The following is a 26,470-nucleotide window of genomic DNA, read 5'->3' as shown; positions in this document are numbered from 1 at the left end:
CCATGCGTGGCCAACGGGCGAGGTGTCCGGCGAAGCCTCGTGGCGAAGACGGACTGACAAACACACCAATAAAATCAACACTTAAATCCATCGGCTCGATTCCGGACTTTCCGCGTTTCGTTGACGACACGCGCAAAGATTCACGGTCGCCGAACTACTTCGATTCCGAACGATGGATTTGAGCAGAGCGCTCGCAGTCAGCCTTTCAAGGCTCCAGCACCGCCGGAAGTCGGAACGCAGTGAAGAGCTTCTGGGCGAGCGGCTGCATGAACATGGTCATTGCTCCGATCCCGCTCTCGTCCAGCGCCAACAGCTGGATGGAGTGGGCGTTCCAGCACCCTTCTGCGCCAAGGGAGTAGAGGGCGAACGCGGGCTGCAGATTTGCACCGACAGAGACAAGCCTGAAGCCGCGATAAGCAGGCCAGACGGCCCGGAAGAAATCCGCGATCGAGGTGCGGCCCCGATACCACTCTCGCCAGGGAGGCATCGAATAGACCGCGTCTTCCTTCAGCAGCGAGACGAACCTCTCGAGGTCAGCGCTTTCCCAGGCTTGCACGTAGCGCTTCAGCAGGCTTCGCTGTTGATCATCGGCGATCGGAGCCTGTCGGGCGTCCCCATCGAGCGTGGCCAGCCTGGCCCGGGCGCGTTGCAGGGCGCTGTTCACCGAGGCCACCGAGGCGTCGAGCACGGCGGCAACCTCGATCGCTGACCAGCCCAGGACGTCGGCCAGCAGCAGCACGGCGCGCTGACGCGCAGGCAGTTGCTGGATCGCTGTGATGAACGCGAAACGGACGGACTCGCGCAGCTCGTAGCGGACGTCCGGCCCTGCGGCGGGATCCGGCAGGCTCTCGAGCTCGGCGTCCGGATAGGGCTCGATCCACTGCGCTTCTGAATCCGGCCGTCCCTGTGGCCTCTGGATCGACGGGCCATCCAACTGGTCGGGCATGGTCCGGCGGTGATTCGAACGGCTCGCCGTGTTGAGGGCCACGTTTGTCGCGATCCGGTAGAGCCAGTTCTTGATCGAGGCGCGCGCCTCGAAGTCGTCGAAGCCCCGCCAAGCCCGCAGCATGGTCTCCTGGACCGCGTCCTCGGCCTCGTGAAGGGATCCCAGCATCCGATAGCAATGCAGCTTGAGCGCGCGGCGATGCGCTTCGGCCACGCGGGTGAAGTCCGCCCGGCTCGGCGGCGCTGCGTTTGAAGAACCGACCGGCGCGTTGTCTCTCATGGCGACACCATCGAATTTATTGCAGTCCCGCTCTTGCCTCAGCTTGCCGCGGCAACGCCATCGGCCGAAACGGTGAAGATCGCGCCTGCCGCGGCCGGCGGCTTGACCGCGGCTTGCAGGACCGCCTCGGCAACATCTTCAGGCGATTGCCGCGCGCCCATGTTCTCGAGGAATTTCTCCTGGGGAATGCCGAGGTAGCGGGCGTAGCCGTTCACAGCGGCCTGCCCGAGGTCCGTCTCCGGCATGACGCGGGAGGGGACGAGCGCGACGAAACGTATACCGAGCTCGCGGCGATCGGATTCGGCCTGACAGTATTTGGCGATGAACATCTGCATGCGCTTGGCGCCAGCGTAGCCGCCCGAGATCGGCGACCCGCCGAGGCCGGCCCCGCTGGAGATGATCACGACGACCGAGCCGGGCGCAAGCGGCGATCTGAGCGCCTCTCGGCAGAACAGAAAGGCCATCTTTGTGTCGACTTCCCAGTTCACGCCGAATTCAGCCCAGGTGAGCTCGGGAATCGGACGGACCGGCGGAGTGGCCCCGCCGCAGATCACCAGCAGATCCGGCCTTGTCTTGCCGAAGACCTTCCGAGGGGCGGCTTCCGAGGCGGCGTCCAGCGCCAGCGTGTCGACGCCGCGCATTTCCTTGGCGAGCTCGGAAAGACCGCGCGCCTGCCGAGCGACCGCTAGAACCTGCGCACCTTCGTCCGAAGCCCGCCGCACGATCGCCCGGCCGAGGCCGCGGCTGGCGCCAAGCACGATCACCCGCTTGCCCTGCAGCAGTCCGTTTTCCGACAACATGGCTCAAACCTCCTCAGAAATTGCTGTTGGTGTAGAGCGTCAGTGCAGATAGGCGTCGATGTGGATCTTGCCGGTGGCGAGGTTCGCGTGGCCCGCGCCCCATGCCGGTCGTGCGTTGACCCAGGCATAGGCCGCGGCAGCCGTGGTGAGATCGATCTTCACGGCCAGGTCGACGATCGGCTCACCGTCGCGCGGGGTCCCGACGCCGGCGGCGGACAACGCAATCCGACTTCCATCGTCGGTCTCGATCGTCGCCCGGAGATCGAGCTCTCTGCGCCCGTCCGCACGGACACGCAAATAGTCGATGCCACGTATCGTTCCCGTCAAACGGCCTTTGATCGATCCCGCAAGGGTGACGTCGAATTGAGCGCCGTGCAGCGGCACACTTTCTTGGCCGGCCAACACGGCCTGCATGTTCGCGCCGTATTCAATCACACCCATGATGTCGAGGTCGTATTCGAAGATCTTTTCGGAGCTCATGGCTTCTCTCTTTCGTGTCATCACAAAGAACGGGCCTCGCTGGTCAGATGCGGCCAGGCGAGGCCGCCGGCAGCACAGCGCCTCAGTCGACGATCAACCCACCGGTCAGGTTGGCTACAGTTCCGGTCATGCCGCTGCCGCGATCGGAGGCCAGGAAGGCAGCCGTTTCCGCCACCTCGGAGACCTTGCTCGAGCGCTTGCGATGCGTCAGGCTTTCGATGAAGCCCAGGAACTGCTCGCGAGGGATTCCCATCGCGTCGGCATGCAACCCGAAGACGACGTCAATTGTCTCCGTCTCCGGCATGCCAGTCGAGCGCAGGCAGATCGCGCGGACGCCCCTCGCGCCGAATTCGGCGGACAGGTTGCGGTTGAAGGCTTCCATCGCGGCCCAGGCGGGGCCCATCCCTCCGACCAGGGCTGCTCCGAGCCGCGCCGGTTCAGGGGTGTGCATCAGCAGCACACCGGCGCCTTGCTCGGCCATCCGGCGTGCCGCCGCCCGCGCCGTCAGGAAATGCGACCGCATATAGGCATTGATCGGTGCGGTGAAGCTGTCGACTGACAGCTGGGCAATCGGAATTCCCTGGGTTCCTGGCTGTGGGATCGGCGTGATGGCGTTGAAAGACACGTCTAACCGTCCGCCGGCCTTGAAGACTGCGGCCACGTGGCTTTCCACGGCCTCTTCGTCCAGGGCGTCAACCTGAAAGGCCGCTGCTGTTCCGCCTGCCGCGACGATCTCGCTGGCCACGCGCTCGACCTTGCCGAGCGTGCGGCCGGAGAGGAAGACCCTGGCCCCTTCGCGGGCGAAGGTCCGCGCCACGGCGCCGCCGATGGCCCCGCCGGCGCCGTAGATTAACGCTGTCTTGTTTTCGAGAAGCATGACGGGTCCTTTTGATCTCGGGTTCGGTGCGGAGGGCCGGTCGGCCGCCGCCATCACTCCTAGAGACCCGCCGCACCCCATAGACTCATCGGCGTCGGCGAAAAATGTGCGGGGCCGCGGGGGGCGGCGCGCTCCCCTGTCGGCGTTAACAGCAATCGCGCTGCAATCGCAGCAATTGCTCTGGAGTCATGCGCTGACAGAACCGCTAGATCATGGCGGTGCCGATCCTAGAGTTGCCAATACCCCAATCTGCCGCCGCCACGATCGCAGCGATCGTCGACGCGCTGAAAGCCGCCGCCGGCGATCCGCCAAAGGGTCGCGCGAACTTCGCCAAGGGCAGATGCGTCCGCGGAACCTACGTCCCATCGGACCGGGCCGAGGAAATCACGAGATCCCTCAGCTTCACAAAGCCCTCACGCGTGCTGGCGCGCTTCTCGGTCGACAGCAGCGATGCCAATGGCGCGGATGCCGACAACCTCGCGCTACGCGGCTTCGGCTTCCGGCTTGGAGATCGTCACCACCGCTCCGACATTCTCGCGCAGAGCGCTCCGGTGCATTTTGCGAAGACGCTCGACCAGATGCTCGCTTTCCTCAAGGCACGCAGTCCGGGACCGGACGGCAATCCGGATCGCGAACGGATCAAGGCATTCTCCGCGGCCAATCCCGAAACGCTGCACCAGGCCAGTTACATCGCCGCGCATCCACTGCCCCGGAATTTTTCCGGCACGACCTATTGGGGCGTGCATTCATTTCCAGCGACGAATTTGGCCGGCGAAACACGGTTCATCAAATTCAAGCTCGCCCCCGTCGGCGCGGACGTGGCGCCCGCAAAGAGCGACGTTACGGCGAACATCCTGGACGATGATCTCGAACATCGGATCACCAGCGGCGACGTCCGCTTCAGCGTGATGGCGCTGCTCGATCGCCCCGGCGATCCCACCACCGATGTGACCATCCGATGGCCCGACGAGGACAATCGCGAAGAGGTTCGGCTGGGAACGATCGTGATCACTGGCCTCGAGCCGGACGAAACGTGCGATGCCTCCAGCTTCGATCCGGCAAATCTCGCCGAAGGCATTGCCCATCCGCCCGACGAGATCTTTGCCGCGCGCAGCGCCGCCTATGCGCTCTCGCTGGCGAAGCGTCGTTGATGGGGGGATACGCGTGGTATGCTCCGGATCAGCCCTCGTTTTCCTTGATGCCCAGTGATCCGCGACGCCATGTTGCGGGACTCGCTCCGACCTGCGCCGAAAACACCTTCGTAAAGTGGCTCTGGTTGGCGAATCCGACGGCGATCGCAATCTCGGACAGCGGCAGGTCGTTCACGGTCATCAACTGCTTCGCCGCCTTGACGCGCTGGCGCAGCAGCCACTGGTGCGGCGGCAACCCGGTCGAGACGCGAAACGCGCGCGAAAAATAGCTGACCGAGAGACCGAATTCGGCGGCAACCTGCTGCAACGAAAGTGTTCCGCCGAGATCGGCGTCGAGCTTTTCGTAGACCCGCTTCAGCTGCCATGGGGCGAGACCGCCCCTCGACACTTTGACGCCCGACCTCATTCCGCCATAGGTCTGCGCGGCATGCGTGGTAAATGCGAGCATCATGGAGTCGACGAAGAGCTGGTTGGTCTCAGCCGGCCGGCGCAGCGCTTGCAGGAACACCCCGCCGATATGACGCATGACCGGGTCGTCATGACCGACGCCAAGTTGAGCGAACAGCTCACCAACGCGCGATGCGCCGGACTGCTCAGCGATGCTGTCGAGCGCCGAGCGCGGTAAGTAGAAATGGAGCGCGTGGAACGGCTTGTCGATGACGTAGCGCACATCCTTCTTCATGTCGTACAGATATGTTGCACCCGCACGGATATCGGCCTTGATCGCCTGCTTGCCGTGCTCCCAGGTTTCGCAATTCGGGTCATCGTAAAGCATCAGGGTGACGACATTGGCATCCTGAAGGCCCATCTCGCCGGAGACGCCTTCGACGGGTGCATCATCCCGGGTCTGAGTAACGGCGATTTCGGCGTGACGCAGCGACCGCGTGATCAACGAGGCCGGTTCTTGCGCCAGATGAAAGTACCGGGTCACAGCCTGACCGTAGAAACCCGTCGACTTCATTTGCACCGCTCCCTTTGAGTGGAGTTGGCCGAAAGCGAGTTATCATCAACCAAGGCCGCGACCATCGTCGGAATCACGAGAGCAGCGCGTATCGTCATATGTCTCCTTCGGAGACGCCCAGCGCTTCGCGGCGCCATGCCGCCGGACTGGCGCCGACTTGCGCTGAAAACACCTTCGTGAAGTGGCTCTGATTGGCGAACCCGACCGAGATCGCGATCTCGGACAGCGGCAGATCGCGGACGGTCATCAACTGCTGGGCCGCCTTGACGCGCTGGCGCAGCAGCCATTGATGCGGCGGCAGGCCGGTGGAAATGCGAAACGCGCGCGAAAAATGGCTGACCGAGAGATCAAACTCCGCCGCGATCTGCTGCAACGCCAGCGTCCCGCCGAGATTCGCGTCGAGCCTTTCGCAGGCTCGCTTCACCTGCCATGGGGCGAGACCGCCGTGCGCCGGCCCGGCAAGGCTCTGTAACCCGCCATAGGCCTGGGCGACGTGCGCGGCGAAGGCCAGCATCATGTGATCGATGAAAAGCTGGTTGGCCTCACCAGGGCGAGCGAGCGCTTCCAGCAGACATGCCCCGATATGACGCATGACCTTGTCGTCATGGCCGAAGCCGAATTGACAATCGAGATCGCCGACACGTGGCGCGTGCGATTCCTTCGCAAGGCCGTCGAGGGCCGAACGCGGCAGATAGAACTGAACGGAATGGAACGGCTTGTCGATGATATAGCCCGGATCGCTCCTGAGGTCGTACAGATACGTCGTCCCGGCTCTGACATCCGCCTTCATGACAGACTTGCCGTGATCCCAGAGTTCGCAGTCCGGATAGTTGTGAAGTTTCAGGCTGACGAGATAGGCCTCGTCGGCCAATGAGCCGGAAGGGCCCGGCACGGGATTGTCATCTCGCGTTTCGGTGACAGCGAGATCGATGCCGCGCAATGAGCGCGTGACCAGCGAGGACGGCGCACCCTTCAGGCGCAACTGCTGCCTGACCTTCTCTCCGAAGGCGCTTGCTCGTGACATGTCAGTCGGCCCTCTTCCTTGAGTTGGACCGGTTGGTCGACCAGAAATCGGATTCACTATCGAAAATCGGCAGGCCATCGTCCAGACCCGCTTTAAAAAAGTGATTGCGCGAGTGAACCCTGATCCGATCCCGCCCTCAGGATTTTGAGTGCAATTCCAATGCGATCTGGCCTTCTTACGGCGTTGCCGCTGATCGACCAAGGCTCGGGTTCCATCGTGCGATTGTGAAAGCCGGACAGCCCAGCCAATGGTGTGCGCCAATAGTTCCACGTCCACAGCGGCGCTGGGCAAGCAAGGCACGGACGTCATTTGCCCGCAGCATAGGGGGACGGGCATCCGAAGCTTGTTCGCGCATCCGCGGCACCGAAACCCGCTTCCATCAGGATTCTCGCCAGATGCTTGCGTGCGTAAAAGATCCTGCTTTTCACGGTGGCCTGCGGAATGCCAATCATCCCGCTGACCTCGGCGACAGATTTTTCGCGATAGTAAAGCAGCTCGATGATCTCCCGATGCGCCGGCGAGAGCCTGTCGATGCACGCGCGCAGGATGCCCTTCGTTTCCTCGCGATCCAGTGCCATGTCAGGCCTATCCCCGGTATCGACGACTCCAAGCGCATCGGCTTGATCGATATCTTCGTGCGTTCGCTCTCGCCACGTGCTGATGGCCTTGAATCGGGCGATCGAGAGCAGCCAGGTGGCGACGCGCGCGCGGTTTTCGAACCTGCTTGCGGAACGCCACACGTCGAGGAACACCTGGTTGACGAGATCGTCGACGACCGCCGGATTGCGGGCCAGGCGCTGGATGAATCGGGACACCCTTTCGCGGTGACGGGCGAAGATGATGTGCATGGCGGCCTTGTCGCCGCCCGCAACATTCTTGAGCAGCATCTCGTCGCTGACATCTTCCTGCACAAAGCGATGATCGATTTTCTGTTCGCGCGTTGCGCACGAAGGAGCCGGCCCTGACCGGCAAACGGCGTAAACCAGCCTGTCATCGCCTATGGCACTGGAAGGGCCATGCGGCGGCTTCCGATTGTCGATTGACCGGATCACCGCGCGGCGCGGTGAGCGTGCCCTCAACCGAGGTCGATGCGACCTTGCAATGCCCGCTTGTGGCTGCTCCTCGGTGATCGACATCGCCGTCTCCGCTCTTTGACGAGGTGGCGACGATGATGGGCCGCACGAGGCCGGGCGGACTATCCTACCAGGGGCTCGGGCTTTTAGTCTGCGGGTCTAGGGTGAATAAGCCGATCGACTGATCGGGGAAGCGCCCGCGCACCGTGCCGATCTTGATCGTGCGTTTTGACAAGACCCGCAGTTATTTCAGTCACTTGAGCCGGCATTTCGGTCACATAAGCGTGCGTCGGCATGGCACAGCGCAGAATTAGACAAAACATGCCGATTTCAGGAAAGACGGCCGCACGGCATATCGATACCACCCGTAAAAACGCGGAACAGGAAGCGATCAAGAGGCCAGGTTATGCTTGAAACAACCGCAGGTGCTCATGCTCTACCCCGCCGTCCCATGAACGTGCATGCCGATATGACAAGCCGTCCGCTCGTCCTGATCGTGGACGATGACGAAGAGGTTCGCTTCGCGCTTCGCGAGCTGCTGCTCTCAGTAGGTCTCGATGCATGCTGCTTTGGATCAACGCAGGAATTGTTGCATGCCGATCTCGCGGAGCGACCCGGCTGCCTGATCCTCGACGTTCGTATGCCCGGCGCGAGCGGTCTCGATCTACAGCAGCATCTCGTCGCGAGCGGCAACACAAGGCCGATCATTTTCCTGACGGGTCATGGCGACATCGCAATGACGGTCCAGGCGATGAAAGCGGGCGCCATCGACTTCCTGACCAAGCCTGTCAGGGACCAGGCGCTGCTTGATGCGGTCACCGCGGCGATCGAGAAAGACATCGCCCAACGAGCGGCTGCTCATCGCGTCAAACAATATGCGGATCGCTACGCGCGATTGACCCCGCGCGAGCGCGAGGTGGTGCGCGAAGTGGTCAAAGGCCGGCTCAACAAGCAGATCGCGTTCGATCTGGGCATCAGCGAGATTACCGTCAAGCTGCATCGCGGCAATGCGATGCGGAAACTGCAGGCCGGATCCGCCGGCGAACTGATCCGGATGTGGGAATCCCTGCCTGCGGTCCTTCGAGGGACGCAACCAGCCTAAACCAAAGGATAGGTACAACCCGGTGACCAATGGGCGGATGGTCATCGCGCCATGCCAGCAAGAACGATCCGTTCGTCTAAAGCGCCGCTCGTCGCAGTCGTCGATGACGACGAGGCGGTACGAGAAGCGCTCTCCGAGTTGCTCCTCGTGCTGGGACTTGCGTGCCAGACATTCGATCGAGCGGACGCTTTCATGGCCGAATACGTGCCCGATCAATTCGACTGCTTGATTACCGACGTCAGTATGCCGGGCCACAGCGGCCTCGAACTTCAGGAACGACTACGGGAACTTGGCTCACCAATGCCGGTTATCATCATCACCGCGGATACGTCTCCGTCCACGCGCGGGCGCGCCTTGAGCGCGGGCGCTTTTGCCTGCCTGACGAAACCGGTCAACGACGACGTCCTCTTTCGCCATCTGCAATCCGCGCTGAACCGCGCAAGTCCCTCATGCGATGACGAGCGACAGGATACGCCGTCAGATGAGTAATCTGTTCCAACGCGCGGCGCCAGGCGGTCATGCTTCGCCTCATGTCATGGAGCTCGCCGATCTTGCCTCCGAGAGCGTCATCGTAAGCGACGAACACGGCGTCGTCAGATACTGGAATGCTGCCTCCGAAGTGCTTTACGGATGGCCTGCCATGGCAATGGTGGGACACCGCGTCCAGACCATAGGCTCCCTCGCCCATATCGGCACTGATCACTTCGACGCGCTGCTGCGCGAGGGACGATGGGAGGGAGTCGTTCGCCGGCGCGGCCTGACCGGAACGGACGTTGTGGCGGCGGTGAGGCAAATCGTCAGGCGCGATGCGACCGGCGCGTTCCTCGATGTCGTCGAGTTCGGCCAAAACGCGGGCTCGCTCTCGCAGGCGGCGTATCTGCGCATGGACGCCGAACTGCAATCCTCGCTTGCCGCGTCCTGGGAGCTCGATACCTCGCCCGCACGTCCCCTGCTCAATGCGATTGCCGAACATCGACGCGGCGGCAACGCCATTGATTTCGACCGGCACCCGGATTGGGTCGACGGACTGCTGACTGCAACGCGCATCCTGGCCGTCAACAACCGCGCGGTTCGCATGTTCGGCGCCCATGCCGGCTACGAGCAGATGATCGGCCAGCCGATCGCGGCATTCTGGCCGGCCGAAAGTCGCTCGCTGCTCGCGGCGGTGCTGGAAAGTGTCGCGAGCGATCGCACGCGCCTTGAGAAACGCAAGATGGTCTTGAGCGGAGCGCTGCGCAATCCCGTCGTCAAGGCTTGGCACTCGGCGGAGCCTTGTCCTCCCGACACCGTGTTCGTGACGATCAACGGCGCAACGAGCGATGAACGGACGTCATGGGAATTGCAGGCTAGCGAAGATCGATACCGCAGGCTCATTCAATATCTGCCGACCGCGCTGTGGCAGGTCGATTCCCGTCGCGCGGGCGAAGCCTTCGACCGGCTGAAGGCAAGCGGTGTACGCGACATCGCCGGGCATCTCGCGCGCCATCCTGACCTCGTCGAGCATGCCAAGGACGTCGTGCGGGTGACCGACGTCAACCGGGACGCCGTGTCGTTGTTCCGTGCCAGCAATCCCGCAGATCTGATCAAGCCTGTCAGATACATCTTTGCCGCCGCGCCCGGCCTTGCGGAACGTGTCATGGTCGCGCATTTCGAAGGCCGGCGTAACCTGATCGAGGAGACCAGGATCCGTGCCTTCGACGGCTCGATCATCGACGTCTTGTTCACGGTGACCTATCCGGTGCCTCCCGAGCACCTGGACAACACCTTCATCACCATGCAGGACATCAGCGAGCGCTTGAGCGCCGAACAGCAACTGCGAAAACTGCAAGCCGACTTCTCGCATGCCGGACGCATTGCAACGCTCGGAGAGCTCGCGACGTCGATTGCGCACGAGATCAACCAGCCGCTTGCGGCGATCGTGACCAACGGCGAGACCAGCCTCAGATGGCTGGCACGCCCCGATCAAAACACGGAAAAGGTCACGCAGCTCACCTCGCGAATCGTGTCGAACGCACGTCGTGCCAGCGACATCATCCATCGGCTCCGCGGCATGGCGGCGAAGCACGAACCGGAGAAGCGCCTGATCGACCTGAACGAGGTCGCCGAGGAGGCGCTCTTGTTCATCCGCCATGACATCGATTCAAAGTCGATCGTCCTGGCCGCGAATTTCGGCGCCGACCTTCCCAAGGTCCTGGGCGACCGGATTCAGTTGCAGCAAGTGATCATCAACCTGCTGGTCAACAGCGTCCAGGCGATTGCGCAGTCGCGCGGGCCGACACGCCGGATCGATATCGAGACGTCGATCGATAGCGACGGGGCGGTTGCCCTCTCCGTCATCGACAACGGGCCGGGCGTTCCCGCCGCGGATCTGGCGCGTGTCTTCGACAGCTTCTTCAGCACCAAGGACGCAGGGCTCGGCATCGGGCTGACCATCTGCCAGTCGATCATCACCGCACATGGCGGCCGCATCGCAGGCACAAACCGGCCGAATGGCGGGGCCCATTTCCACTTCACGGTCCCGGTGCCGGGGATGACCGGCCCCGATCCAGGGCCGGCAGCGCCATAACCGGGGCATGGCGTGGTCCGGCGAGTTTCGACTGCGTTGCGGACGATCACCCAGGCGCCGGCGGCCCTATCCCAAGGTACAGGTGAATCTAGCCGCCAAACCAGCGAGACCAGACCCACAGCACGATACCGCCACAAGCGGCTTTCCATCATCGTCACGACCAAGGCCGAGGTAACCGCTCTGTCTATCGGACCACACCCTGCCGATGAGAGGTGAGCGCAGGACCTCCCCAACACGAGCACACATCATGAGCATTCCAACCATCGATCCCCAAGAGGCTCTGCCAGGTGCGCCCGCGACATCAGGCAATGAGTTGTCCGCCTCCGACCGCCGCGCCGCCGATGCAGAGATGGCGCGCGTGCTCCACACCACGCCGTTTCGCATGGCCCTCGACGCCTCGGGCGCCGGGATCGCCCACTGGAAGCACGAACCGTTGCACGACGTCGTCGAACCCATGAGCCACCACGTCATCATGGCGTACAACGGCGTGACGCAGCACATGGAGCGGCGGACCGGAACATCGGTTGCGAGCGGGACGTTTCGCCCCGGGGTACTGATCATCATTCCCGAAGGATCGAGCTCCCGCTGGGACATTCCGAAACCTGTCGACGTCGTTCAGCTCTACCTTCCCCACACGACGCTGAAGCGGGTTGCCGACGAAGCCTCCGCGGGCACGTCAACCGACCTCATGGAACGGACGGCGCATCCCGACCCCATTACATCCCGATTGCTCCTGAGCGCAGCCAGCGTGATGGAGGGCAATCGGACGCTCGATGCACTGTTCAGGCATCAATTGACCGACCTGCTGGCGACGCGACTCCTCGCCGCGCATACCAGTTCACCAACGACATTCCAGCCGGCGATCGGCGGGCTTTCGCCGAAGGTCCTGCTCCGTGCCATCGAACGCTTGCGCTCGGACAGCGAAGCGGACATTTCGCTCGATGTCCTCGCTTCCGAAGCCGGGCTGTCGCGCTTCCACTTCTGCCGCTCGTTCAAGGAGAGCACCGGGCTTTCTCCCCTTGCCTGGTTGCGGCAACACCGACTTGAGCAAGCCATGAACATGCTCCGGAACACCGATGCATCGGTCGTGTCGGTCGCGATGGAGCTTGGCTATTCCTCGCAGACGGCCTTTGCGGCGGCGTTCAGGCGCTTCACCGGAGAGACCCCCAGCGATTGGCGACGACGCGTGCATTAGCGACGACATTCCTGCCGTTGATGAAATGCCTCGGAAGGCGAGGACAGTTCCATGACCAGACCAGTCCCGCGGGATCCATTGGAGGCTCTGCTCGTCGCACCCGGTGCCGGCCACGATGGCTCTCCGGGCGTCGAGCTGCGCCGCGCCGATGTGGAGATGGCGCGCGTCCTCAAGACCGCACCGCTTCAAATGGCGTCCGACCCTTCCAATGGCGCCATCGCACACTGGAAGCATGGCGCTCTGCATGACGTGGTCGAACCCATGACCGACCACGTCATCATGACTTACCCGACAGGCGTTCAACGCCTGGAGCGGCGCTCCGGGAAATCGGTCGCGATCGGGACGGCGCGTTCGGGCGTCGTGACGATCATTCCGGCCGGTTCGAGCGCCCGCTGGGATATTCCCGGCTTTGTCGATGTGATCCAACTCTATCTTCCGCAGATCGCGCTGGAACGCATCGCCCGTGAAGCCAACATGCCCGCTCCCGGCGATCTCCTGGAACGGACAGGACATCCGGATCCCGTCGTCTCAGGGTTGTTGATGAGTGCGGCTGATGTGCTGGAGGGCAATGCCGCCCTGGACAATTTGTTCAGGCAGCAACTCAGCGACCTCCTGGCAACACGCATCCTGGCCGAGCACACCGGCGCGTCATCCACGTTCGAGCTGATCACGGGAGGACTGTCGCCCCATGCATTGCGCCGCGCGATCGAGCGCTTGCGCTCGGATATCGACACCGACGTGTCGCTCGCGGTGCTTGCGGCGGATGCCGGGCTCTCGCGCTTCCACTTCTGTCGTGCGTTCAAGGAAAGCACCGGGCTTTCACCACACGCCTGGCTGCGCCAACAGCGGCTCGATCAAGCCATGAATATGCTGCGCGATAGCGACGCCCCGATCGCGGCGATCGCCACACAGCTCGGCTACGCTTCGCAAACTGCGTTCGCCGCGGCGTTCAAGAAACTGACCGGAGAAACTCCGAGCGATTGGCGACGGCGCATGCGGTAGCAGCAATTGCTCTACAGGCACCGCAATCGCGCTGGCGCAGCTGAAGCTTCGGTCCGTTAGACAGTCAAGGTCCCCAACGCTCCCAACAGACGGAGACAAACGATGACCTCGAAGACCTTCGTCAGCTTCCTCACATTCCCTCCGCGGCGCAGGCTCGCTGCAACGACAATCATGTACGGGCTCTCCCTGGCGGTCCGCTTCACATCTGCAACCGGCGAGGAAGTGGAAATCCCACCGCAGTCGCTGCATCCGGCGATGTCCATCATCAGCAACGATGACACGCACCTTTCCTACGCCGGATGGGGCGGCCCGAATGCGATCGAGCCGGCCTTCTTTCGCCGGCGCTCGGCCGGCTCGACGTCGAGCTGCCCTTCCCCCTGAGACTCCACGACTTTCATTTCACGTCTACGCGTCGACCAGCCCACGAAACCGCGAGCAGAGCGGCGGCGGCGCGCCTATGCCCGAAGATCAACCACAGGAGAACGTCACATGCGACTAGTCATCATCGGCGCCGGCTTTGCCGGCATGTACGCCGCACTTTCAGCTGCCCGCCTGCGCGACATCCAGGGCGCTTCGCCCGACGAACTCGAGATCGCGCTGGTTGCACCGGAGCCCACACTGGTGGTTCGCCCGCGGCTCTACGAAGCGAAGCCGGAAACGCTGACCGCGCCTTTGCTTGAGGTGCTCGAGTCCATCGACGTCAGCTACGTGCAGGGCAGCGCGGAAACGATCGATACCAAATCGCGCATGGTGCAGGTCTCGACCGCAGGAGGGACACGAAAGACGCTCTCCTATGACCGACTGGTCGTCGCCACCGGCAGCCGGCTCTCCCGGCCGAACATTCCGGGCCTTGCCGAGCATGGCTTCAGTGTCGACTCGCTCGATGATGCGGTTGCCCTCGACAGGCATCTGCACAGCCTGGCCGACAGGCCGGCCAGAAACGGACGCGACACGATCGTCGTAGCCGGCGGCGGTTTCACCGGCATCGAAGCCGCCACCGAGCTGCCCAAGCGGCTTCGTACCATCCTCGGCAAGGATGCGAAGCCACGCGTGATCATCGTCGAGCGCAATGCCGCGGTTGCTCCCGACATGGGCGTTGGCCCACGCCCGATCATCGAGGATGCACTCCGCAAGCTCGGCGTCGAGACCCGGGTCGGTACTGGCGTCAACTCGCTCGACGATACCGGCGTCACACTTTCGAGTGGTGAGCGCATCGAAGCGGAGACCGTAGTCTGGGCGGCGGGCATTCGCGCAGCGCCATTGACCCAGCAGATCCCGGCCGAGCGCGACAACCTTGGCCGTCTGCTGGTGGATCAGGATCTGCGCGTGGCATCGGTGCCCGGCGTCTTTGCAACCGGCGATGCTGCGAAGGCAGCGTGCGACGATGCCGGAAACTTTGCGCTGATGTCCTGCCAGCACGCCACACGAATGGGTGCCTTCGCCGGCAACAATGCCGCCGCCGAGCTCCTCGGCGTCCCGACCAAGCCATACCACCAGAAGACCTACGTCACGTGCCTCGACCTTGGCGAGGCCGGCGCGGTCTTCACGCGCGGCTGGGAACGGAAAGTCGAGATGGTCGGCGACGTCGCCAAGAAGACCAAGCAGGAGATCAACACCGTGTGGATCTACCCGCCGCGGGCCGAGCGTGCCGCCGCGCTCGCGTCCGCCGATCCGGAGCACGTGACCGAGGTCTGAGGCCCTCAAGAGATACGGCCGCGCTTCCGACGCGGAAGCGCGGCGCCCTCGTCAACGACCAAACTGGAGCCGCTCCCGATGAAACACGAGACCGTGCGCACGACGGCGTTCGCCATGCCGCTGACCAACCCGGCCTTTCCCCCGGGCCCCTACCGCTTCGTCAACCGCGAATATTTCATCATCCAGTACCGGACGGATCCCGAGGCGCTGCGCCGGATCGTCCCGGCGCCGCTCGAGCTGACCGAACCTGTGGTGAACTACGAATTCATCCGCATGCCCGACTCAACAGGGTTCGGCGACTACACCGAAAGCGGCCAGGTCATCCCGGTGTCCTATCAGGGGCAGCTCGGCAGCTTTACCCATCAGATGTTCCTCAATGATCACCCGCCCATCGCCGGCGGGCGGGAGCTGTGGGGATTTCCAAAGAAGCTGGCGCAGCCGAAGCTCGCGGTCGAGATCGATACGCTGGTCGGCACCTTGAACTACGGCTCGATTCGTATCGCAACCGGCACCATGGGTTACAAACACCGCGCGCTCGACATCGAGACCGAGGCCAGGAAGCTCACCGCGCCCAATTTCCTGCTGAAGATCATCCCGCATGTCGATGGCTTGGCGCGCATCTGCGAGTTGGTCCGTTACCATCTCGAGGACATCACCGTGAAAGGCGCCTGGACCGGGCCGGCGGCGCTGGACCTGTATTCGCATGCCCTGGCACCGGTCGCCGAGCTTCCGGTCCTGCAAGTGCTGTCGGCCAAACATCTCGTGGCCGACCTGACGCTCGGTCTCGGTACCGTGGTCCATGACTATTTGTCGCCCGAAGCGACGGCACGGCAACCCAGGTCCAGATCCGAAATCCTCATTGAGGCAAGCGCCGGCTGACACATCAGCCGCAACGTCGGGAGATTCGAAATGCTTAAGGTCACGCGTGAGCTGAACATGCCTGTGGCGCCACAATCCAGGCCGCTGCCCTATGACGTGGTTGCTCTGGTGCTCCAGGGCGGTGGAGCTCTCGGCGCCTATCAGGCCGGAGTCTACCAAGGCCTGCACGAGGCCGGGATCCGGCCAAACTGGTTGGCCGGCATTTCGATCGGGGCTCTCAACGCCGCCATCATCGCCGGCTCGCCCGAAGGCGAGCGCGTGCAGCGGCTTCGCGAGTTCTGGGAAACCATCTGTGCGTTTTCGATCGAATGGCCCGCAGGCGAAGGACTGGCCAATGCCATGCCCTTTGCCTTCGACATCACCTCGATCCGCAACGCGTTGGCGGCAGCGAGAGCATTGGTTCAGGGCCAGCCAGGCTTCTTCAAGCCACGCTTCCCCTCACCGCTCTGGTCGCCGTTCTCGGGTAACGCCGCGACCAGCTTTTACGACACGGCACCTCTGCACCAGACGCTGGAGCGGTTCGTCGATTTCGACCGGCTCAACTCGGGCGAGGTGCGTGTCAGCGTCGGCGCGGTCAACGTCCGCACCGGAAATCTGGTCTATTTCGACACCGCCGAACGCCGACTCGGACCGAAGCATTTCATGGCGTCGGGCGCGCTGCCGCCGGGCTTCCCCGCGGTCGAAATCGAAGGCGAGCATTATTGGGACGGCGGCGTCGTGTCGAACACGCCTCTCTCCCGCGTCCTGTCGGGCGAGCCTCGTGACACGCTGACGTTCCAGATCGATCTCTGGTCGGCCAGGGGCCGCGTTCCCTACGACATGATGGAGGTTTCGAGCCGGCAGAAGGACATCCAATATTCGAGCCGCACCCGCACCGTGACCGACCAGGTGCTGCGCATGCAGAAGATGCGCCGGGCCTTGCAGCGGACGATCGAGAAGCTGCCGGAAACCGCAAGGCGCGATCCGGAGATCCGCGACATCGCCGAGATGGCGCGCGAGCGCGCCTACAACATCGTTCACCTGATCTATCAGACCAAGATCCATGAAGGCCATTCCAGGGATTACGAGTTCGGGCTGAGCGCGATGCGCGCGCATTGGCAGAGCGGGCTCGACGACATCCGCCGCACGCTGGCCGATCCGCGCCGCCTGGACCCGCCGTCTCCCGAGCTCGGCATCGTCACCCACGACGTCCATCGTCGTGATTGAGATTCACCGCCCCCCGCAGCCGGAGAGAGCCATGTCGACCCTTTCTTACGCCTCCGAACCGAAGACCAAAGCCCGTCATGTGCCATCGCGACAGGCGATCCGGCGCGCAGCGCTCGCGTTCACCGCTGCGCTCGCCGCCGCAGGGGCTACGACTTACGGCCACTACTATGTCACGGCCGGCCGCTACCTGGAGACGACCGACGATGCCTATGTGAAGGCGGACTCCACGATCGTCGCGCCCAAAGTCTCCGGCTACATCGCCGAGGTTCTCGTCGCCGACAACGAGCCGGTGCAGTCGGGCCAGGTGCTGGCGCGGATCGACGACCGCGACTTCAAGACCGCGTTGAAACAGGCCCAGGCGGATGTCGCAGCATCCGAGGCCGCGGTCAAAAATCTGAACGCGCAGATCGAACTGCAGGAGCCGCTGATTCAACAGCAGGCGGCCGAGGTCGACGCCACCGAGGCCAATCTGAAATTCGCCCAGCAGGAGCGCGCTCGCTACGACGATCTCATGAAGTCGGGTGCGGGCACGATTCAACGTGCGCAACAGACCGATGCGGCGTTGCGCTCGCAGACCGCGCAATTGCAGCAAGGCAAGGCGGGGTTGATCGCCGCCAATAAGCGGATCGAGGTGCTCTCGACCCAGCGCGCTCAGGCTCTCGCGCAGCTCGATCACGCTCGCGCGCTGGAGCAGCAGGCGGCGCTGAACCTCTCCTACACGCGGATCACCGCGCCTGTTGACGGCACCGTTGGCGCGCGCACCTTGCGGGTCGGCCAATATGTCCAGGCGGGCACCCAGCTCATGGCAGTGGTCCCGCTCAATGCGGTCTATGTGGTCGCCAATTTCAAGGAGACGCAGCTCACTCACGTGCGCAACGGACAGCCGGTCGAGCTGCGCGTCGATAGCTTCCATTCGACGACGCTGAAGGGCCATGTCGACAGCCTGTCGCCGGCGAGCGGCCTGGAGTTCGCCCTGCTGCCGCCCGACAATGCGACCGGCAACTTCACCAAGATCGTGCAGCGCGTGCCGGTGAAGATCGTGCTCGACGACCAGAGCCTGAACGGCCTGCTGCGCCCCGGAATGTCGGCCGAGCCCACTGTCAATACCAAGTCGGCTGTTGTCGCCGAGCGTGACGCCGAGAAGCGGCTCGCCTCGCGTGGCGGCAAGCCCCGCGGCTGACAGAACCGTCCTCCCTCGCACCTGAGCAGATCGCCATGACGACACTGCAAACCACTGATGGCACCGGGACCGGCGGCGAAAGTCAGTCACCAGCGGCGACTCCCACCGTCTCGGCAAAGACCTGGCTCGCCGTCAGCGGAGCCACGTTGGGCGCCTTCATGGCGGTGCTCAACATCCAGATCGTTAACGCGTCCCTTGCCAACATTCAGGGCGGCATCGGCGCGGGCATCGACGATGGCGGCTGGATCTCGACCTCGTATCTGATCGCCGAAATCGTCGTGATCCCGCTCAGCGGCTGGCTCGCCCGGGTATTCTCGGTCCGCCTCTATCTGCTCACCAATGCCTTCCTGTTCCTGGTGTTCTCCGCCGCCTGCGCGCTGGCGCAGAACCTGCCGCAGATGATCGCCCTGCGCGCGGTTCAGGGATTTACCGGCGGCGTGCTGATCCCCATGGCGTTCACGCTGATCATCACGCTGTTGCCGAAGGCCAGGCAACCGATCGGGCTCGCGATGTTTGCGATATCCGCGACATTCGCGCCGGCGATCGGTCCGACCATCGGAGGCTATCTCACCGAGAATCTCGGCTGGGAATACGTCTTCTACGTCAACATCGTGCCGGGCTCGATCATGATCACCATGCTCTACGTTTCGCTGGAGGCGGAACCCATGAAGCTCTCGCTGCTTCGCGAAGGCGACTGGGCCGGCATCGCCACCATGGCAATCGGGCTCGCCGCGCTCCAGACCGTGCTGGAAGAGGGTAACAAGGACGACTGGTTCGGCTCGCCCTTCATCGTCCGCCTGAGCGTGATCGCCGCCGTCGCCTTGACGCTGTTTCTCGCGATCGAGCTGACCGTGACGAAGCCACTGCTGAACCTGCGCATCCTGTTCCGGCGCAATTTCGGCTTCGGCGTCCTGGCGAACTTCCTGCTGGGCGTATCGCTGTATGGCTCCGTCTATGTCCTGCCGGTCTACCTGTCCCGCATCCAGGGCTACAATTCCGAGCAGATCGGCATGGTGCTGGCGTGGACCGGCCTGCCGCAGCTCGTGCTGATCCCGCTGGTGCCCCGCCTGATGCAGCGGCTCGATCCACGCCTCGTGATCGGCGTCGGCTTCGTGCTGTTTGGCGGCTCCAATTTCTTCAACATCTACATGACCAACGACTATGCGGCCGATCAGCTTTTTTGGCCGAACGTGATCCGCGCGCTCGGTCAGGCCCTCGTCTTTGCGCCGCTCTCGGCGGTCGCGACGGCCGGCATCGAGGCGGAGAATGCCGGGTCCGCGTCGGCGTTGTTCAACATGATGCGCAACCTCGGCGGCGCGATCGGTATTGCCGCGCTCCAGACGTTGCTGACCAAACGCGAGCAGTATCATTCCAACGTGCTCTCGCAGCAGGTGACGATGTTCGAGCAGGCGACCCGCACCCGGCTCGATCGGCTCACCCAGTATTTCATGAGCCATGGCGTGATCGACCGTGTCGATGCGATCCACCATGCCTATGTCGCGATCGGCAAGATCATCCAGAAGCAGGCCTTCATTCTCGGCTTCAGCGACACCTTCTATCTGCTCGGCGTTTCGCAGATCGTCGCGCTGCTCGCAGCGCTCATGCTCACGAAGCCCGGGCATCTTGAAGCCGGCGGCGGGCATTGATTTCACTCATCCAACGACATCACCACCAAGCACGAAAGGAACTCCCATGTTGAAGAATAAAGTCGCTATCGTCACCGGCTCGACCAGCGGCATCGGGCTCGGCATCGCCAGGGAACTAGCCCGGCTCCGCGCCAACATCGTGTTGAACGGCTTCGGCGATCCCGGCGAGATCGAAGCCATCCGCAGCGGGCTCGAACGCGAGCACGACGTGCGTGTCGGGTACGACGGCGCCGACATGTCGAAGGGCGATTCCGTGCGCCGACTGATCGCGACCACGGTCGAGACGTTCGGGCGCCTCGACATCCTCGTGAACAATGCCGGCATCCAGTTCACGGCACCAGTGGACGAATTTCCAGCCGCGAAGTGGCACGCGATCCTGGACATCAATCTGTCGGCTGCATTCCACGGCATCGCCGCCGCGGTGCCGCAGATGAAGAAGCAGCGCTGGGGCCGGATCGTCAACATTGCTTCGACCCACGGCCTCGTCGGGTCGACACACAAGGCCGCCTACGTCGCGGCCAAGCACGGCTTGATCGGCCTGACAAAGGTGGTCGGCCTGGAGACAGCCGGCAGCGGCGTGACCTGCAACGCGATCTGTCCCGGCTGGGTGCGGACACCTCTGGTCGAAAAGCAAATCAGCGATTTGGCCGCGCAGAAGAACATCAGCCAACAGGACGCTGCCAAGGCGCTGCTGGGTGAGAAGCAGCCGTCTTCCCAATTCGTCTCTCCGGAGCAGCTTGGAGGCACCGTGACCTTCCTGTGTTCGCCTGCGGCAGACCAGGTCACGGGCACCGCGATCGCGGTCGACGGCGGATGGACCGCGCAATAACGGAAACAACCAGCTGACCCGCTCGACGAGCGAAAATGGAGGTTCACATGAACGAAGAACGTAAAGTTGCGATCATCACCGGCGCTTCGCGAGGCATCGGCGAAGCCTTGGTGAAAGCGTATCGCGGCAGAAACTACCGCGTGATCGCGAACGCCCGCTCGATTGAACCGTCATCCGATCCGGACATTCTTGCCGTCGCCGGCGACATCGGCGACCCGAGAACCGCAGAGAAAATTGTCCGGCAAGCGCTCGACCGATTTGGTCGCGTCGACACGCTGGTCAACAACGCCGGCATCTTCATCGGAAAGCCGTTCATCGACTATACGGACGATGACTATGCCAGGATGCTGGCGATTAATCTCAACGGCTTTTTCCATATTACGCGGCGCGCGACCGCGGAGATGCTGAAGCGCGGCTCCGGGCACATCGTGCAGATCACGAGCAGCCTTGACGAGAACGTCAGCAGCCAGGCGCCGTCGGCGTTGGCAGCTCTGACCAAGGGTGGCCTGAACGCCGCGACGAAGTCGCTTGCCGTCGAACTCGCAAGCCGGGGAATCCGCGTCAACGCGGTAGCGCCAGGAGCGACCAAGACGTCGATGCACAAGCCTGAAATGTATGACGATCTCGGCAAGCTGCACCCGATTGGACGGATGGCCGAGGTCCACGAGATCGTCGAGGCCGTGCTCTTCCTCGAGGGTGCGGGCTTCGTCACCGGCGAAATCCTGCATGTCGACGGCGGGCAAAGCGCCGGCGCCTGAACGAGATCTATCGTCAGGCTGATGCCCGGGACCGATCAGAGCTTGCAACCGGAGCCGCTGGAGATGTCTCTGCCTGCTCAAGGCAGTCCTGTATCTCCGAGGGCGCTCGCTTCGGTCAACGAAGCGGTGGACCTGTCGCGCCTGGAGGCGCGGCTACCGCCATTGCTCGGCATCATCGCCGGAATGGTCGACTTCACCGGCTTCTTTACCCTGGGTCACATCTTCACGGCGCACGTGACCGGCAACATCGTGCTGGCCACCGTGGTTGCCATTGATGGCGGCACGTTTCACTGGGCGCAGTTGTCGGCGATCCCCGTTTTCATGATTGCCTTGGCGATCGTTTGGCTGATCTCCCAGGCTTCCGGTCGGCACGGCTCGCATCTGGCGCGGCTGTTGCTTCAGGTTCAATTCCTGCTGCTTCTCATGCTGTTGATCTTCAGCATCGTCACCAAGCCGTCGGCCGATCCCTCGGGACTGAACGCCATCGCTGCCGCGATGATGGCTGTGTCGGCTATGGCTTGCCAATACGCGCTCCTTCGACTGGCGCTGCCCGGCGCGATATCGACTGCAGTGATGACCGGCAATTTGACCAATGCAGTCTTGTCCGCGATGGACCTCCTCGCTGCACGCAACCGCCTGCTGCCGCGCGATGCGACGCCGCTCAATCACTCCCTGCATCGCCTGCTCAGCTTTGTCGTGGGATGCGTCGTTGCTGCAGGAGCCGTCTCGCTGATGGGAGATTGGACCTGGTCGCTTCCTGCAATACTGGCCGGAATAGCAATTGCGGTGCGCTAACGGCGCATCCAACCGGGTTCTCCGAGCTACGCACCACGTGAACGATGGCGCGAGCGCTAATCCGAAAAGACGGCAAGGGCATTCGGAACCGGTCGGACGCGGATCGCCATGTCGCGACAACCGCGAAGCAGACTCACGCTGGGCGCGTGTAGGTCGTGACCATCGTGTAGTCCTTGCGCGGACCTGACACGACGTGACGAATGACAAAGCTGCCATCGCCGCGGAATGTGTAGGTCGAGCCGTAATGGTCGAGATTGCAGAGATGGCCGGCGCGACCGCGCATGGCGCCGTCGTCGGATGCGGACAGTGAGATCGCGTGGAAGAGCCGCAGCGGGGTCTCCTTGAAGAAGACCTCGAATCCGCGGTCGCTCTCGCGGAATACGTATTCGCGCTCGGCCTCGAGCGCGGTGCCGTCAAGGAGCCTCAAGCGGCCCTGTTCGCGATAGGCCAGGCCCGTCTCGTCCAAGGGCGTGAAGGTCGCAATTCCCCGCATGCTGCCCTGGTCCGCGATGACCCGGTCGAGCGACCATGAGCCGACGAGCCGCGCCATCACCGCGCGGGCGTCACCCCAACCTTCCGTCACAGTTTCGCTCATGCATTCTCGGCTCAACAGGCCCCAATCGAGGCCACGCGTTCGACTTCGCCGTGGCAATAGCTATATCCTGAGGCGGATAGGTGTCGATGCAGCGAGCAAATGATGGCCAGGAGACCCACCACCAGACCCACGGCCAGATCCCCGGCCGAAACGGATGCCGGCGACCTGCCACGCTATTTCGTCTGGGTCCGCGGGCTTGAAGGGCCGGAGCCGCAGAAATGGGTCGACATGGATTTTGGCATCGGCGACTGGAAACGGCCGCAGGTGCTGGCCTGGCTGGAGTTACCGGCGGACGAGCGGCGCCTGCCGCTGTCCATGCTGGCACGGCGCTATCCGCCGCCGAAAGTGGAGACGCTGTAAGCGCGCGCTCACCTGCCCGGCGCGTGGTTAAGCCGGGCGCTTCGCGAATGGGAGAAACGCCCCAGGCCATTTCTTTCGCCGACTGTGGCCTATTTCATAGACGACCCCAGTAAGACGCCATCATTCTTGTTGCTACCTCAGCGCGCTCGCAGGCAGAATACATCCATTCTTTCATAGTGCATCTATCGATCGCCTTCAGGGGATGCCACCCCAGCCGGGCTTGAAGCATCCCCGACAGAATTTCGGAGGGGCCCATGACCCACCATGACGGAACGCTGCACGGCAGTCCTGTAGCACCGGACCATCCGCATGCCGATCCGAATGCGACCGCACCCGGCGCGCGGGTGCCGCGCAAGCTGGTGCTGTTCGCCGACGGCACCGGCAACGCCTTCACGACCCAGGAATCCAGCGTCTGGCGTCTCTACGAGGCGCTCGACCACACCCAGCCCGACCAGATCGCCTACTATATCAAGGGCGTCGGCACCGCCGGCTGGGCCCCACTCGCCGCGCTCGATGGCGCCACCGGCATCGGCGTGCCGGCCAACGTTCGCAAACTCTATCGCTTCCTGTGCTGGAACTGGCGTCCGGGCGACGAGATCTACATCTTCGGCTTCAGCCGCGGTGCCTTCACCGCGCGCACGCTGGCGGCGCTGATCGCAAGCCAGGGTCTGGTGCCCGCCGTGATCGGGGATGAGCCGGTCTCGCATGCCGAGATGGAGCGCAATACCATGTCCGCGTGGCGCGAATACCGCCGCGAGACCGTGCCGTGGAAGCGAAGCCTGCCGACGATCTGGATCACACGCCTGATCCGGGACATCGTGCTCTACTTCTATCATTGGATCTTCGGACACCGCTCCTACACCGCCGTCCGCGCGGCGATGAACGGGCGCAAGAACGTCAATATCGAGTTCCTCGGACTGTTCGACACGGTCGAAGCCTTCGGCGTCCCGATCGAGGAATTGCGCGTTGCGATCGACTGGGCGATCTGGCCGATTTCGTTCCGCAACCACCGTCCCTCTCACAAGGCAAAGCACATCTGTCACGCGCTTGCGCTCGACGACGAGCGCACCACCTTCCATCCGCTGCGGATCGACCAGAGCAATCTCGCGGCCGACCAGACCGTCAACGAAGTATGGTTCGTCGGCGTTCACTCCGACATCGGCGGCGGCTATCCGGACTGCACACTATCCTTCGTGCCGCTGGTCTGGATGGCCGACCAGCTCGGCAACAGGCTCCGCTTCCAGAAAGGCACCGTCGAGCACTTCAAGGACTATCAATCGGCAATCGGGCCGATGCATGATTCCCGCAGTGGCGCGGCGGTGCTGTATCGCTACGGCCCGCGTCCGGTGCTGGCCGGCAAGGCCAATGGCGGCACGCCTGTGGTGCATTTCGCCGTGGTCGAGCGCATGCTGCACGGCTGCGACGACTATGCGCCGATCATGCTGCCCGCCGACGCAAGGGTGCTGATGCCTGATGGCACCAAGCTCGACCTCACCGACGAGGGGACGCGCGAGGCGATGAAGGGCGCCTATCTGACCAAGGCCAGGGGATCGCGACGGCAGAAGGAAGCCGAGGCGTTCACCGCGATGAGCATGCCCGACGCCGAGATGGCCTCGCTCGCGCGCGATACAGTATGGTGGCGCCGCGTCGCCTATTTCGCACTGCTGTTCATGGTCGGCATCATCGTAGCCTGGCCCTTGATCGCGTATGAGCTGGTGCAATGGTCCAAGGGTCCGGTGGGCCGACAAGGGATCTCCATCATCTCCAACATCGACTGGGTGTTGGGCGCCGTAGTGGCCCCGTTTGCCGATCTCATCAGGAACGTGCTGCCTTCCTATGCGGAACCATGGCTCCACATTGCGACCTATTATCCCTTCCTGACCTCGATCGTTCTGGCCCTGACCTGGTGGATCTGGAACAAGAATTCGACGCTGCGTGACACCATCCAGGAACGCGCGCGCCTCGCCTGGAATACGCCGCGCCGCAAGGCGAGCCTGAGCCACATCGACGAGCCGGGCCCGCTGTTGAAGTTCGCCCATTGGATGCGGACCAATGCCGGACCGGCAGGCCTCGTCATCACCAAGGGCCTCGTGCCGGCGATCTTCCTGCTCGCGATCTTCGGCTCGGCCGCGCTGATCGCGTCGAACAGCCTGTTCACCGGACGCGTCGCGCTCGGGGAGGTCTGCACCACAGGGAACGATGCCGCCGGATCACCTGAGATCGGCACGCCGGTGCGTGACGACCCGACCGATGCAGCCGCACTGTTCGATACCAGGACGTTCTGCTGGTGGAGCGGGCTCGCCGTCGAGAAAGGCCGCAAATATCGCGTCTTCATCGATGTCAAAGAGCCCTGGTTCGACCGCACCACCCTGAGCGGAGCGAACGGCTTCCGGACCCACGGGCTGCGTCATTACATGGGCTTGCCGGAACTGCGTCTGTACGCCGCAAACTGGTTCCAGCCCGTGGTTCGCATCGGGACGAAAGGCGTGAATGAGCTTCCCTTGCAGGCGATCAACGTGATCCCGGCTGACGCATTGCCGCGGCGGATCAAGCCCACGCTCCCTGCGGAAGACGATGTTGAAGGACAGGGTCAATATCCTGTTAGCCTCGATGACATCGACCGGTTCAAGGACGGGCTGAAAACGCTCGGTAGCTTCGAGCCGATTCCGCAGGACATGCTCGCGGATGCAGAGCAGGTCTGGCGGAAGGAAGAGCTGACCGACCACATCGTCGCCGAGTTCGTCGCCCCTGACTCCGGCGAGCTGTTCTTCTACGTCAACGATGCGGTGCAGATCTTTCCGCAGCTCTTGCCGCAATCGATGGTGCCGTCGTGGCTCATGGTGATCCAGGGCCCATCAGATCTATTTTATCACAACAACACGGGCACGGCGAAAATCTCGGTGCAGCGCATGCCCGCCCCCCTGCCCGCGGCGAAGACGGCCTCGCCACTGGCGAGCAAGTAACGCCGCGCGCGCGGAAAAGGTCGGCGCCATTGCCCTCGCCCCCATGATTATGGGTGTCGCGCGCGTGTTGCCGCGGCTAGACTGGCCGCTCACGCCGCGGGGGACACG

Annotated in this window: 25 protein-coding genes; 17 read left to right on the top strand and 8 right to left on the bottom strand. The window is 63.3% G+C overall.

Annotated features, from left to right (window positions below):
• Nucleotides 1-205: 205 nt before the first annotated feature.
• The 4 genes from Q0687_RS09630 to Q0687_RS09615 form a co-directional block, all read right to left on the bottom strand.
• On the bottom strand, nucleotides 206-1,225 hold the full coding sequence (locus Q0687_RS09630) for an RNA polymerase subunit sigma-70 (protein WP_298875132.1): 1,020 nt from the start codon (nucleotides 1,223-1,225) through the stop codon (nucleotides 206-208).
• Between the two features lie 38 nt (nucleotides 1,226-1,263).
• Nucleotides 1,264-2,025: an SDR family oxidoreductase gene (locus tag Q0687_RS09625; protein ID WP_298875129.1), complete on the bottom strand. Its 762-nt coding sequence runs from the start codon at nucleotides 2,023-2,025 to the stop codon at nucleotides 1,264-1,266.
• 39 nt (nucleotides 2,026-2,064) lie between these two features.
• Nucleotides 2,065-2,505, bottom strand: a complete 441-nt coding sequence (locus Q0687_RS09620) for a DUF3237 family protein (protein WP_298875126.1) — start codon at nucleotides 2,503-2,505, stop codon at nucleotides 2,065-2,067.
• An 82-nt stretch (nucleotides 2,506-2,587) separates the two neighbouring features.
• On the bottom strand, nucleotides 2,588-3,382 hold the full coding sequence (locus Q0687_RS09615) for an SDR family oxidoreductase (protein WP_298875123.1): 795 nt from the start codon (nucleotides 3,380-3,382) through the stop codon (nucleotides 2,588-2,590).
• Between the two features lie 212 nt (nucleotides 3,383-3,594).
• On the opposite strand from Q0687_RS09615, the gene Q0687_RS09610 reads away from it, so the two are divergent.
• A complete protein-coding gene (locus tag Q0687_RS09610; RefSeq protein ID WP_298875121.1) occupies nucleotides 3,595-4,533 on the top strand; it encodes a catalase in 939 nt (312 codons plus the stop codon).
• 28 nt (nucleotides 4,534-4,561) lie between these two features.
• Here the strand turns inward: Q0687_RS09610 and Q0687_RS09605 are convergent, their stop codons facing one another.
• The 3 genes from Q0687_RS09605 to Q0687_RS09595 all read right to left on the bottom strand — a co-directional run bounded on the left by Q0687_RS09605 (nucleotide 4,562) and on the right by Q0687_RS09595 (nucleotide 7,654).
• The gene (locus Q0687_RS09605) at nucleotides 4,562-5,494 is read right to left on the bottom strand and encodes an AraC family transcriptional regulator (protein WP_298875116.1); all 933 of its coding nucleotides are present in this window, start codon (nucleotides 5,492-5,494) and stop codon (nucleotides 4,562-4,564) included.
• A 94-nt stretch (nucleotides 5,495-5,588) separates the two neighbouring features.
• Nucleotides 5,589-6,518 carry an AraC family transcriptional regulator gene (locus Q0687_RS09600; RefSeq protein ID WP_298875203.1) on the bottom strand — a complete coding sequence of 310 codons (930 nt, stop codon included), beginning with the start codon at nucleotides 6,516-6,518 and terminating at the stop codon, nucleotides 5,589-5,591.
• 305 nt (nucleotides 6,519-6,823) lie between these two features.
• Nucleotides 6,824-7,654 carry a sigma-70 family RNA polymerase sigma factor gene (locus tag Q0687_RS09595; RefSeq protein WP_298875114.1) on the bottom strand — a complete coding sequence of 277 codons (831 nt, stop codon included), beginning with the start codon at nucleotides 7,652-7,654 and terminating at the stop codon, nucleotides 6,824-6,826.
• Between the two features lie 406 nt (nucleotides 7,655-8,060).
• Here Q0687_RS09595 and Q0687_RS09590 point away from each other — a divergent pair, with 406 nt between their 5' ends.
• The 14 genes from Q0687_RS09590 (at nucleotide 8,061) to Q0687_RS09525 (ending at nucleotide 22,444) form a co-directional block, all read left to right on the top strand.
• Nucleotides 8,061-8,693: a response regulator transcription factor gene (locus Q0687_RS09590; protein WP_298875111.1), complete on the top strand. Its 633-nt coding sequence runs from the start codon at nucleotides 8,061-8,063 to the stop codon at nucleotides 8,691-8,693.
• A 51-nt stretch (nucleotides 8,694-8,744) separates the two neighbouring features.
• Nucleotides 8,745-9,182: a response regulator gene (locus Q0687_RS09585; RefSeq protein WP_298875108.1), complete on the top strand. Its 438-nt coding sequence runs from the start codon at nucleotides 8,745-8,747 to the stop codon at nucleotides 9,180-9,182.
• Nucleotides 9,175-11,259, top strand: coding sequence for an ATP-binding protein (locus Q0687_RS09580; protein ID WP_298875105.1), 2,085 nt, complete (start codon nucleotides 9,175-9,177; stop codon nucleotides 11,257-11,259). Before Q0687_RS09585 ends, Q0687_RS09580 begins: the two co-directional genes overlap by 8 nt.
• A gap of 247 nt (nucleotides 11,260-11,506) precedes the next feature.
• Nucleotides 11,507-12,454: an AraC family transcriptional regulator gene (locus Q0687_RS09575; RefSeq protein ID WP_298875200.1), complete on the top strand. Its 948-nt coding sequence runs from the start codon at nucleotides 11,507-11,509 to the stop codon at nucleotides 12,452-12,454.
• Between the two features lie 51 nt (nucleotides 12,455-12,505).
• Entirely contained in the window at nucleotides 12,506-13,456 is a 951-nt protein-coding gene (locus Q0687_RS09570) for an AraC family transcriptional regulator (protein ID WP_298875102.1), read from the top strand.
• A gap of 102 nt (nucleotides 13,457-13,558) precedes the next feature.
• On the top strand, nucleotides 13,559-13,837 hold the full coding sequence (locus tag Q0687_RS09565) for a hypothetical protein (protein WP_298875099.1): 279 nt from the start codon (nucleotides 13,559-13,561) through the stop codon (nucleotides 13,835-13,837).
• Between the two features lie 108 nt (nucleotides 13,838-13,945).
• On the top strand, nucleotides 13,946-15,151 hold the full coding sequence (locus Q0687_RS09560; protein ID WP_298875096.1) for an NAD(P)/FAD-dependent oxidoreductase: 1,206 nt from the start codon (nucleotides 13,946-13,948) through the stop codon (nucleotides 15,149-15,151).
• Nucleotides 15,152-15,229: 78 nt separating this feature from the next.
• Nucleotides 15,230-16,030 carry an acetoacetate decarboxylase gene (locus Q0687_RS09555; protein WP_298875090.1) on the top strand — a complete coding sequence of 267 codons (801 nt, stop codon included), beginning with the start codon at nucleotides 15,230-15,232 and terminating at the stop codon, nucleotides 16,028-16,030.
• A 30-nt stretch (nucleotides 16,031-16,060) separates the two neighbouring features.
• Nucleotides 16,061-17,236 (top strand): patatin-like phospholipase family protein, encoded by a 1,176-nt coding sequence (locus Q0687_RS09550; protein WP_298875088.1) that lies wholly within the window; start codon nucleotides 16,061-16,063, stop codon nucleotides 17,234-17,236.
• Between the two features lie 31 nt (nucleotides 17,237-17,267).
• Entirely contained in the window at nucleotides 17,268-18,416 is a 1,149-nt protein-coding gene (locus tag Q0687_RS09545; protein ID WP_298875085.1) for an HlyD family secretion protein, read from the top strand.
• Between the two features lie 35 nt (nucleotides 18,417-18,451).
• Complete coding sequence (locus tag Q0687_RS09540) at nucleotides 18,452-20,062, top strand: MDR family MFS transporter (protein WP_298875082.1); 1,611 nt, start codon at nucleotides 18,452-18,454, stop codon at nucleotides 20,060-20,062.
• Between the two features lie 46 nt (nucleotides 20,063-20,108).
• Complete coding sequence (locus tag Q0687_RS09535) at nucleotides 20,109-20,891, top strand: 3-hydroxybutyrate dehydrogenase (protein ID WP_298875080.1); 783 nt, start codon at nucleotides 20,109-20,111, stop codon at nucleotides 20,889-20,891.
• 47 nt (nucleotides 20,892-20,938) lie between these two features.
• Nucleotides 20,939-21,649 (top strand): SDR family oxidoreductase, encoded by a 711-nt coding sequence (locus Q0687_RS09530; protein ID WP_298875077.1) that lies wholly within the window; start codon nucleotides 20,939-20,941, stop codon nucleotides 21,647-21,649.
• Between the two features lie 162 nt (nucleotides 21,650-21,811).
• A complete protein-coding gene (locus tag Q0687_RS09525; protein ID WP_298875075.1) occupies nucleotides 21,812-22,444 on the top strand; it encodes a DUF1275 family protein in 633 nt (210 codons plus the stop codon).
• A 133-nt stretch (nucleotides 22,445-22,577) separates the two neighbouring features.
• On the opposite strand, the gene Q0687_RS09520 is transcribed toward Q0687_RS09525, so the two are convergent.
• A complete protein-coding gene (locus Q0687_RS09520) occupies nucleotides 22,578-23,039 on the bottom strand; it encodes a DUF6314 family protein (RefSeq protein ID WP_298875072.1) in 462 nt (153 codons plus the stop codon).
• Between the two features lie 102 nt (nucleotides 23,040-23,141).
• Between Q0687_RS09520 and Q0687_RS09515 the strand changes: the two genes are divergently transcribed.
• Both Q0687_RS09515 and Q0687_RS09510 read left to right on the top strand, forming a co-directional pair.
• Nucleotides 23,142-23,399, top strand: a complete 258-nt coding sequence (locus Q0687_RS09515) for a hypothetical protein (protein ID WP_298875197.1) — start codon at nucleotides 23,142-23,144, stop codon at nucleotides 23,397-23,399.
• Between the two features lie 254 nt (nucleotides 23,400-23,653).
• Complete coding sequence (locus Q0687_RS09510) at nucleotides 23,654-26,362, top strand: DUF2235 domain-containing protein (RefSeq protein ID WP_298875069.1); 2,709 nt, start codon at nucleotides 23,654-23,656, stop codon at nucleotides 26,360-26,362.
• Nucleotides 26,363-26,470: the final 108 nt, after the last annotated feature.

Source organism: uncultured Bradyrhizobium sp., from assembly GCF_936928535.1.
GTDB lineage: Bacteria > Pseudomonadota > Alphaproteobacteria > Rhizobiales > Xanthobacteraceae > Bradyrhizobium.
This window is presented reverse-complemented; position numbering and strand designations above follow the sequence as displayed.